Origin of the sequence: Amycolatopsis tucumanensis, from assembly GCF_021654135.1 — a bacterium.
In the GTDB taxonomy this organism is placed as follows: Bacteria; Actinomycetota; Actinomycetes; order Mycobacteriales; family Pseudonocardiaceae; genus Amycolatopsis_E; species Amycolatopsis_E tucumanensis.
In genome coordinates this window covers 47,167-56,937 of record NZ_JAKGSD010000054.1, presented here as the reverse complement: position 1 = coordinate 56,937, position 9,771 = coordinate 47,167, and the positions used below count along the sequence as shown (strand labels likewise).

The window sequence follows — 9,771 nt, the reverse complement described above, 5'->3', positions numbered from 1 at the left end:
GCAGCCGGCCCTGCGCCTCGGCCGCCGCGTTGGCCCGGAAATCCGCCAGCAGGTTTCCGGAGGCGACGATGTACTTGCCGTTCCACGGGGTGCCGTTGGAGTCGGCGGGGACGGCGCCGCCGCCGGAGACGATGGCTTGCTGCGGGTCCATCCCGCCCAGCACGGCGGCCATCACCGGGTCCTTGGCGGCTTCCGCGGTCGCGGTGGCCGGCGCGCCCTCCAGCAGGCGGGCGACCATGGTGGCCAGCATTTCCACGTGACCGATCTCCTCGGTCGCGGTGTCCATGATCAGGTCTTTGTACTTGCCCTCGATGCGGCAGTTCCAGCCCTGGAACAGGTACTGCATGGTCACGGTCATCTCGCCGTAGGCCCCGCCGATGAGCTCCTGCAGCTTGCGCGCGTAGTACGGGTCCGGACGCTCCGGCTTCGCCTCGAACTGCAGCAGTTTCGTGTGTCGGAACACAGAGATCTCCCTTGGAAACGAAGGAAAGTTGCAATTGGGTCGTGCGTGCAGACGGGGGGCTTCCCCCGGGCGGGCGGGTTATTCGCGTTCACCCCGCCGACTTGCGGATCCCACTCCGATGACCTATGCATGAGTCATGCATGACGAAAGGCTGGCGAACCTGCTCGGCGCTCTCGCGCTGACGGTCAACGACCTCGCCCTGACCGACGCGACGGCCGCCGCGGGCACGAGCGTGAGCGGATCGGCCGCGCTGGTGGTGCTGTCCACGGCGCCCGGGCTGTCGGTGACCGAGCTGGGGCGGCGGGTCGGCCTGAGCCAGCCGGCCGCGGCGCGGATGGTGGACGCGCTGGAGCGGCGGGGCCTGGTCGAGCGGCGGCCCACCCTCGCGCGGGCGGTCGCCGTGCACCTGACCCCGGCCGGCGTCGAGACCGCGGGGCGGATCCTCGGCCGCCGCGGCGGGCGGCTCGGCTCGTTGACGGCGGCGCTCGACGAGCGGGAGCGGGAGGTGTTCGCGGAGCTGGCGGGGAAGCTGCTGACGGCGGCGTACGAGCAACTCCCGGAGGCCGACCGCCTGTGCCGGCTGTGCGACCGCGAGGCGTGCGTGGCGGAAGGAGAGGTGTGCCCGGTGGGGGCGGCCTGCCGGGCGCGGGAGGCTGCTGATGAGGGGTGAGCAGGGGTGGGCCACTCGGCCCGCGCGGGGCAGTGGACCGGAGAACCGTCTGCCAGGTGCGGGAGGCCCCTGCCAGGCAGCGGAGGCGGGGCGGCGCGGTGGGGCGCGCGTTGCCGTGCGCGGGAGGCCGCTGATGACCGATGAGCAAAGCCCTGGTCGGGGGCGATCGGTGGCGCGGCGCCGCTGCGCGTGCTCCCGGTGCCTGGTGGTTTGCGCGGGAGCCGCGGAATCGGCTTCTGGGTGGTCTGCCGTCGCGGGTGGGCTGGCCGGCATTGGAGGCGGGGCGGCGCGGTGGGGCGGGCGTTGCCGCGCGCGGGAGGCCGCTGATGACCGGTGAGCAAAGCCCTGGTCCGGCGCGGGCGGTGGCCGCTGCGCGGCGCCGTGGCGCGGGGTGCCCCGGTGTGTGGTGGCTCCTGCGGGAGCCGGCGCCGCGGAGTCGCGTTCTGGGCAGTCTGGCGGCGGGTCGCTGCGCCTGGTCGCCGCGTCTGCTGCCGTCGCGGGCGGGCTGGCCGGCATTGGAGATCCCTCATGACCGGTGAGCAGGGGCGGGCGGTGGCCGCTGCGCGGCGCCGTGGCGTGGGGTGCCCCCGGTGTGGGGTGGCTCCTGCGGGAGCCGGCGCCGCGGAGTCGCGTTCTGGGCAGCCCGTCGGCGGGTCGATGCGCCTGGCCGCCGCGTCTGCTGCCGTCGCGGGCGGGCTGGCCGGCATTGGAGGTCGCCGATGACCGGGGAGCTGCTCGCCCTCGCGTCGGCGGGGTGCTTCGGCGTCACCCACTTCGTCAACGGCGTCGTCGCGCGCCGGGCGCCTGGGCTCACCGTTTCCCTCTACGCGCAGCTCGGCGGCACCCTCGTCACCCTGCTCGTCGCCCTGGTCTGGTCGGCTCCCACGAGCCACGGCATCTGGTGGGGCGCGCTCTCCGGCGCCGGCACGGGGATCGGCGTCGGGTTCCTCTACCGGGCCATGAGCCGGGACGCGCTGAGCGTCGTGGTGCCCGTCAGCGACGTCGGGGCCGTCGCGCTGCCCGTGGTCGCCGGGCTGGCCTTCCTCGGGGAACGGCCCTCGCCCGCGGCGATCGCCGGCATCGTGCTCGCCCTGCCCGCCATCTGGCTCGTCTCCGGCGGCGGGCGTCCCGCCGGGCCGGGCATCCGGGACGCGCTCGTCGCGGGGGCCGGCTTCGCGATCCAGTTCCTCGCCATGAAGCCCGTGCCGCTGGACGCCGGGCTCTGGCCGATCGTCGTCAGCCGCGCCGCGTCCGTGGCCGTCATCCTGCCCCTCGTGCTCGGCACGCGCACCCCGCTCGCGCTGCGGCCCCGCCTCGCCTGGCCGGCCGCCTCCGCGGGCGCGCTCGGCAGCGTCGCGATCGTGCTCTACTGGGTCGCCACCCACCAGCAGCTGCTCGCCGTCGCGACCGTCCTGGCCGCCCTCTACCCGGCCATCCCCGTGGTGCTCGCACTGCTCTTCCTGGGTGAACGCCTCAGCCGCAAGCAGACTCTGGGTGTCTGCGGAGCTGCCGCGGCACTCGCCCTGTTAGCCCTGGCGTAGGAGAAGTACCTCCGTAGCGTTTCGAAGTGACTCCGCCGGGTAGGAGGAGTGCGTGCCAGGGCATGCGGTCGTCACGGGTGGAGCGGGCTTCGTCGGCTCCCACCTCTGCGACCGCCTGCTCGCCCGCGGCATGCGCGTCACCTGCGTGGACAACCTGTCCACCGGCCGCGCGGACAACATCGCGCACCTGCGCGGCGACTTCCGCTTCGTCGAGGCCGACGTCGCCCGTGGACTGGACATCACCGGCCACGTCGACCTGGTGCTGCACCTGGCCAGCCCCGCCTCGCCACGCGACTACGAGCGCCTGCCGGTGGAGACGCTGCAGGTCGGCGCGGCGGGCACCAACCACGCGCTGGACCTCGCGCAGGCCAACGGCGCCCGGTTCGTGCTGGCCTCGACCAGCGAGGTCTACGGCGACCCGCGCGAACACCCGCAGCGCGAAACCTACTGGGGCAACGTGAACCCGGTCGGCCCGCGCAGCGTGTACGACGAGGCCAAACGCTACGCCGAAGCGCTCACCGCCGCCTACCGCCGCGCGCGCGGCGTGAACACCGGCATCGCGCGCATCTTCAACACCTACGGCCCCCGCATGCGCGCCGACGACGGCCGGGCGATCCCGACGTTCATCAGGCAGGTCCTCACCGGCGAGCCGGTCACCATCGCCGGCGAGGGCGCCCAGACCCGCTCCCTGTGCTATGTGGACGACACCGTCGACGGCCTGCTGGCGCTGGCGGACAGCGATCTCCCGGGACCGGTCAACCTCGGCAACCCGCACGAACTCCGCATTCGCGACCTGGTCGGGGAAATCCAGCGGCTGGCAGGCACGAGCGTCCCGGTGCGCGGCATCCCGGCCCCGGTGGACGATCCGCAACGACGCTGCCCCGATATCGCGGTGGCGCAACGGGAACTGGGCTGGCAGCCGCGGGTGGAGCTGCACGAGGGCCTGCGCCGGACCCTGGAGTGGTTCGCCACCCACGTCAGTCTCGTTTAGACGAGGAGTAGCAGGGGTAGCGCTAAGTAGCAGTGGTGACCGGATGTGGAGGTAACGAGCTTGCGGATCCTCGGGATCAACGCGGTGTTCCACGATCCGGCTGCCGCCCTCGTGGTGGACGGCCGGGTGGTCGCCGCCGCCGAGGAGGAGCGGTTCAGCCGCCGCAAGCACGGCAAGCGCCCGGTCCCGTTCGCCACCTGGGAACTCCCCGAGCAAGCCGCCCGCTGGTGCCTGGCCGAGGCCGGCCTGGAGCCCGCGGACCTGGACGCCGTGGGTTACTCCTACGACCCGGACCTGGTCGATCACGATCTCGACGGCGTCGACCCGGGCTGGGAGGAGCTGCGCACCACCTACGCGCGCCGCGCCCCGAACTTCCTGAAGACCGCGCTGCCCGGCCTGGACCCGGGCAAGGTGCGGTTCGTCCGTCACCACGTCGCGCACGCCGCGTCCAGCGGGCTGGCCGCGCCGTTCGGCGACGCCGCCGTCCTGGTCGCGGACGGCCGCGGCGAGGCGACGTCCTACCTGGCCGGCGAGTACCGCGACGGCAAGCTGGCCGAGCTGGCCGCGCAACGGCTGCCGCACTCGCTGGGCCTGCGTTACGAGGACCTCACCGAACACCTCGGGTTCGCGCGGTCCAGCGACGAGTACAAGGTGATGGCCCTTGCCTCGTACGGGAAACCGCGGTTCCGCGACGAGCTGTCCGAGGTGCTCGCCGCGTTGCCGGACGGCGGTTTCCTCGCCGCGCCGGTGGATCTGACCCGGTTCGCGCCGCGCCGTGAACCCGGCGCGGACTTCCGGCCCGAGCACGCCGACCTCGCGGCCAGCGTGCAGCAGCGGCTGGAAGAGGTCCTGCTCGACCTGCTGCGCTGGCTGCACGCCCAGACCGGGCAGCCCAGGCTCACGATGGCCGGCGGCATCGCGCTGAACTGCGTGGCCAACACCCGGCTGCTCGCCGAAGGCCCGTTCGACGAGATCTGGGTGCAGCCCGCCGCGGGCGACGCGGGCACCGCTCTGGGCGCCGCCCTGCACCTCGCCGCGGAACTGGGCGAACCGGCCGCGCCGATGCCGGGCGCCGACCTCGGCCGGGGCTTCACCGACGCGGAGATCCAGCAGGCGCTCGAGACCGCGCGGCTGCCCTACGACCGGCCGGACGACCTCGCCGCCACCGTGGCGCAGGCGCTCGCCGACGACGAGATCGTGGCCTGGTTCCAGGGCCGCGCCGAGTTCGGCCCGCGTGCGCTGGGCCACCGCTCGCTGCTCGCGCACCCCGGCCACCGGCGCAACCTGGAACGCCTCAACGACGTCAAGGGCCGCGAGCAGTTCCGCCCGGTCGCGCCCATGGTCCTCGCCGGCCGGGCGCGGGAGCTGTTCGAGCGCGGCCCGGTGCCCAGTCCGCACATGCTGTTCGTGCACGACGTCCGTCCGGAGTGGAGGGACCGCATCCCGGCGGTGACCCATGTGGACGGTACCGCGCGGATCCAGACGGTGGACCCGGCCGACGAGCCGCTGGTCGCGCGGATGCTCGACGAGTTCGCCGCCCGCACCGGCATTCCCGTCGTCGTCAACACCAGCCTCAACACCGCGGGCCGCCCGATGGTCGACTCGCCCCGCGACGCGCTGGAGTGCTTCGGCTCCAGCCCCATCGACCTGCTCGCCATCGGCCCGTTCGTGGTGCGGAGGCCGGCATGACGGCCTACACCGTGGTTGTCCCGACGACCGGCCGGGACAGCCTCCGGGCTCTGCTGTCCGCGCTCGGCCACGGCATCGGGCCGGGACCGGCGGAGGTCATCGTCGTCGACGACCGCCCCGAGCCCGGCGACCTGCCGCTGCCCGACACGAACCTGAAGGTGCGCGTGCTGCGCTCCGGCGGCCGCGGCCCGGCCGCGGCGCGCAACGTGGGCTGGCGCGCCGCCGACACCGAGTGGATCGCGTTCCTCGACGACGACGTCCGCACCACCGCCGACTGGCCGTCCCGGCTGGTGACCGACCTGGAGTCGCTGGCTCCCGACGTGGCCGCCTCGCAGGGCCGGATCGTGGTGCCCGGCCCGACCGGCGGCCGCCGCCCCACCGATCTGGAACGGGACACCGCCGGGCTCGCCACCGCGGAGTGGATCACCGCGGACATGGCGTACCGGCGCGCGGTTCTCGCCGCCGTGGGCGGTTTCGACGAGCGGTTCCCGCGGGCCTTCCGCGAGGACGCCGACCTCGCGCTGCGCGTCCGGCAGGCCGGGTGGCGGCTGGAGCACGGCACCCGCCGGACCCTGCATCCCGCGCGGCACGGCGATTTCTTCGCCAGCGTGCGCGCGCAGCGGGGCAACGCCGACAACGCGCTGATGCGCCGCAAATTCGGTCCACAGTGGAGGGAACTGTCCGCGGCCGGTCCCGGCCGTCTCGGCCGCCACGCGCTCACCACCCTCAGCGGCGCGGCCGCGCTCGCGTTCGCCGCCGCCCGCCGCAACACCCCGGCCGCCTTCGCGGGCATCGCGTGGCTCGGTCTCACCGCGGAGTTCGCGCTGCGCCGCATCCTGCCCGGGCCGAAGACGGCGGACGAGCTGGCGAAGATGACTGTCACGAGCGTGCTGATCCCGCCCGTCGCGGTGGCCCACCGGCTCGCCGGCGAGGTGCGGGTCCGCCGCCCGCGCCCGGTCGCCAAGGCGATCCTGTTCGACCGCGACGACACCCTCATCCACGACGAGCCCTACAACAACGACCCGGACAAGGTGCGCCCCGTGCCGGGCGCCGAGGACGTGCTGCGCCGCCTGCGCGCCGCCGGCGTCCCGGTGGGCGTGGTGAGCAACCAGTCCGGCGTGGCCCGCGGGCTGATCACCCCGGACGAGCTGGCCGCGGTGAACGCCCGCGTCGAGGAGCTGCTCGGGCCGTTCGGCACCTGGCAGGTGTGCGTGCACGCCGACGGCGACGGCTGCTGCTGCCGCAAGCCCAAGCCCGGCCTGGTGACACGTGCCGCGCTGGCACTGGGGGTGCGGCCCGAGGACTGCGTGGTCATCGGGGACATCGGCGCCGACATCGAGGCCGCCCGCGCCGCGGGCGCACGGGCTGTCCTGGTGCCGACCCCGCGCACACGGGCCGCGGAGATCGAAGCCGCGCGGCGGGACGCGCTGGTGGCGGGTGACCTGGCCGAGGCGGTCGGGCTGGCGATGGGGGACCGGAAGTGGTGAGGTCACGGGTTCTGGTGGCGCGGCTGGACAACGCGGGCGACGTCCTGCTGTCCGGGCCGCTGGTGCGCGCCGTCGCGGCGGAGGCCGACACGGTCACGTTCCTGGCCGGGCCGCACGGGCGCGCGGCCGCCGAACTGCTGCCCGGCGTCGACGAGGTGGTCGAGTGGTGCGCGCCGTGGATCGACCCGCAGCCGCCCGCGGCGACGCCCGCCCACCTGGCCGAACTGCGCGCGCACATCCGCGCGGCGCAACCGGATGCGGCGCTGATCGTCACCTCGTTCCACCAGTCGCCGCTGCCGCTCGCGCTGGTCCTGCGCGAGTGCGGGGTGCCGTGGATCGGCGCCATCTGCGAGGACTACCCGGGATCCCTGCTGGACCTGCGGCACCGTGTCGAGGGCGACCCGCCGGAGGCCGAACGCGCCCTGTCGCTGGCGCGGGCCGCCGGGTTCGAGCTGCCACCCGCCGACGACGGGCGGCTGGCCGTGCGCGAGCCCCTGCCGGACGTGTCCGGCCTGGTCGGCGAACCCGGCTACGTCGTGGTGCACCCGGCGGCGTCGGTGCCCGCCCGGCAGTACCCCGCCGAGCACAACGCGGAGGTCGTCCGGCTGCTCGCCGAATCCGGGTACCGGGTCGTCGTCACCGGCGCCCCGTCCGAACGGGACCTGACCGCCCGGGTCGCCGGTGACCACGGCCTGGACCTGGCGGGGAAGACCGATCTGCACGGCCTCGCGGCCGTGCTCGCCGGGGCGCGCGTGACCGTCGCCCCGAACACCGGGCCCGCGCACCTCGCCGCGGCCGTCGGCACCCCCGTGGTGTCGCTGTTCGCGCCGGTGGTGCCTGCCGCGCGGTGGGCGCCCTACGGGGTGCCGCTCGTCCTGCTCGGCGATCAGGACGCCCCCTGCCGTGACACCCGGGCCCGGACCTGTCCGGTGCCCGGCCACCCGTGCCTGGACCGGGTTCCGCCCGAGGAAGTCCTGCGGGCCGTGGAGAAACTAGGAGGTGCAGCGTGATCGAAGAGCGGTTCGCGGCGTTGGCCGCGACCATGCGGGACCTGACCGCGCTGGCGCCGAGGATCGAGGCGTGGGGTCGTCACCTCGCCGAGGTGCTCGGGGCCGGCGGACGGCTGCTCGCCTGCGGCAACGGCGGCAGCGCCGCCGAGGCCCAGCACCTGACCGGCGAGCTCGTCGGCCGGTTCGTCAACGACCGGCAGCCGCTGTCGGCGATCGCTCTGCACGCCGACACCTCGGCGGCGACGGCGATCGTGAACGACTACGGCGACCAGGAGGTGTTCGCGCGGCAGGTGCGCGCGCACGGCCGCCCCGGCGACGTGCTGGTGGCGCTGTCCACCAGCGGCCGCAGCCAGAACGTGTGCGCCGCGGCGAAGACGGCGCACGAACTGGGCATGACGACGTGGGCGCTGACCGGCCCCGGCCCGAACGCGCTGTCCTCGGTCAGCGACGACGCGGTGATGATCGACGCGCCCAGCACCGGCACCGTGCAGGAGGCGCACCTCGCGGTGATCCACGGCCTGTGCGCCGCGCTGGACGAGGCGCTGGGAGTGCCCTCGTGACCGGCCCGCTGGTGGTGGTCGGCGACACGCTGCTCGACATCGACGTGGACGGCAACGCCGACCGGCTGTGCCCGGAGGCGCCGGTGCCGGTCGTCGACGTCGGCCGCGAATGGCACCGTCCCGGCGGCGCCGGGCTCGCCGCCCGCCTGGCCGCCCGGTCCGCGGCGGACGTCGTGCTGGTCACGGCGCTCGGCGCGGACGAGGGCGGGGCGCGGCTGGCCCGGCTGCTCGCCGGCGAGGTCGAGCTGTGCGCGCTGCCGCTGGAGGGCGAAACCGTCCGCAAGACCCGCATCCGCGCGGCCGGGCAGTCGGTCGTGCGACTGGACCACGGCGACGGGCGCGCCGCGCACGAGCCGCTGGACGAGCGCACGGTGGCCGTGCTGCGAGAGGCGTCCGCGATCCTCGTCGCCGACTACGGGCGCGGCGTGGCGAGCCACCCGCGGATCCGGGAGCTGCTGGCCGCGACCGACGCGCCGGTCGTGTGGGACCCGCACCCGCGCGGCGGCCCGCCGGTGCCCGGCGCCGCGCTGGTCACCCCGAACGACAGCGAGGCCGCCAACTTCGCCGGCGAGCCCGGCACACCAGAGGAGCTGGCCGAGCGGCTGCGGGCCGAATGGGCGGCCGAGGCGGTCGCGGTGACCGTCGGCTCCAAGGGTGCCGTCCTCGCCGACGGCACCGGCACGCGGACCATCCCGGTGCCCAACGCCGCCCGCGTCCCGGCGAGCGTCCGGCCGGACACCTGCGGCGCGGGCGACCGGTTCGCCAGCGCCGTCACCGCGGCGCTGTTCGAGGGCGCCGCATTGCCGAACGCCGTGGCTTCCGCGGTCGAGTCGGCGGCCCGGTTCGTCGCCGCGGGCGCGGCCACCGCGCTGTCCGAGCCCGCCGAACCGATCCGCCCGCCCGAGGGACTGACCGGCTTCGAGCTGGCCGAGCGGGTCCGGCGCCGTGGCGGCCGGGTCGTCGCCACCGGCGGGTGCTTCGACATCCTGCACCCCGGTCACGTGACCCTGCTGCGGCGCGCCCGCGAGCTGGGCGACGCGCTGATCGTGTGCGTCAACTCCGACGAGTCGGTGCGCAGGCTGAAGGGACCGGGCCGCCCGGTCGTGACCGCCGCCGACCGGGTGCGCGTGCTCAGCGCCCTGGAGTCCGTCGACGCCGTCGTGGTGTTCGAGGAGTCCTCCCCGGTCGAGGTGCTGCGCACGCTGCGGCCCGACGTCTGGGTCAAGGGCGGCGACTACGAGGGCGCCGACCTGCCCGAGGCCGAGGTGATCCGTGAGAACGGCGGCAAGGTCGTGCTCGTGCCGACCGTCGAGGGCTACTCCACCACGCGGCTCATCGAGACCGTGTCCAACGGATAGAA

The 9,771-nt window shown here is 74.9% G+C and carries 9 protein-coding genes; 8 read left to right on the top strand and 1 reads right to left on the bottom strand.

What is annotated here, in order from left to right; genetic code table 11:
• The coding region (locus L2C96_RS35830) for a manganese catalase family protein (RefSeq protein WP_237339339.1) at positions 1–463 on the bottom strand (463 nt) is incomplete at its 3' end.
• Between the two features lie 136 nt (positions 464–599).
• Here L2C96_RS35830 and L2C96_RS35825 point away from each other — a divergent pair.
• The 8 genes from L2C96_RS35825 to rfaE2 all read left to right on the top strand — a co-directional run bounded on the left by L2C96_RS35825 (position 600) and on the right by rfaE2 (position 9,769).
• Positions 600–1,133: a MarR family winged helix-turn-helix transcriptional regulator gene (locus L2C96_RS35825; protein ID WP_237339338.1), complete on the top strand. Its 534-nt coding sequence runs from the start codon at positions 600–602 to the stop codon at positions 1,131–1,133.
• 719 nt (positions 1,134–1,852) lie between these two features.
• Positions 1,853–2,674, top strand: a complete 822-nt coding sequence (locus L2C96_RS35820) for an EamA family transporter (RefSeq protein ID WP_237339337.1) — start codon at positions 1,853–1,855, stop codon at positions 2,672–2,674.
• 52 nt (positions 2,675–2,726) lie between these two features.
• On the top strand, positions 2,727–3,665 hold the full coding sequence (locus L2C96_RS35815) for an NAD-dependent epimerase/dehydratase family protein (RefSeq protein ID WP_237339336.1): 939 nt from the start codon (positions 2,727–2,729) through the stop codon (positions 3,663–3,665).
• A gap of 60 nt (positions 3,666–3,725) precedes the next feature.
• Positions 3,726–5,354: a carbamoyltransferase family protein gene (locus L2C96_RS35810; RefSeq protein ID WP_237339344.1), complete on the top strand. Its 1,629-nt coding sequence runs from the start codon at positions 3,726–3,728 to the stop codon at positions 5,352–5,354.
• Positions 5,351–6,841, top strand: coding sequence for an HAD-IIIA family hydrolase (locus tag L2C96_RS35805; protein ID WP_020423249.1), 1,491 nt, complete (start codon positions 5,351–5,353; stop codon positions 6,839–6,841). Before L2C96_RS35810 ends, L2C96_RS35805 begins: the two co-directional genes overlap by 4 nt.
• Positions 6,838–7,851 (top strand): glycosyltransferase family 9 protein, encoded by a 1,014-nt coding sequence (locus L2C96_RS35800; protein ID WP_237339335.1) that lies wholly within the window; start codon positions 6,838–6,840, stop codon positions 7,849–7,851. Before L2C96_RS35805 ends, L2C96_RS35800 begins: the two co-directional genes overlap by 4 nt.
• Entirely contained in the window at positions 7,848–8,411 is a 564-nt protein-coding gene (locus L2C96_RS35795; RefSeq protein ID WP_020423251.1) for a D-sedoheptulose-7-phosphate isomerase, read from the top strand. The genes L2C96_RS35800 and L2C96_RS35795 overlap by 4 nt, the downstream gene beginning before the upstream one ends.
• Positions 8,408–9,769 carry a D-glycero-beta-D-manno-heptose 1-phosphate adenylyltransferase gene (gene rfaE2, locus L2C96_RS35790; RefSeq protein WP_237339334.1) on the top strand — a complete coding sequence of 454 codons (1,362 nt, stop codon included), beginning with the start codon at positions 8,408–8,410 and terminating at the stop codon, positions 9,767–9,769. The genes L2C96_RS35795 and rfaE2 overlap by 4 nt, the downstream gene beginning before the upstream one ends.
• Positions 9,770–9,771 lie beyond the last annotated feature (2 nt).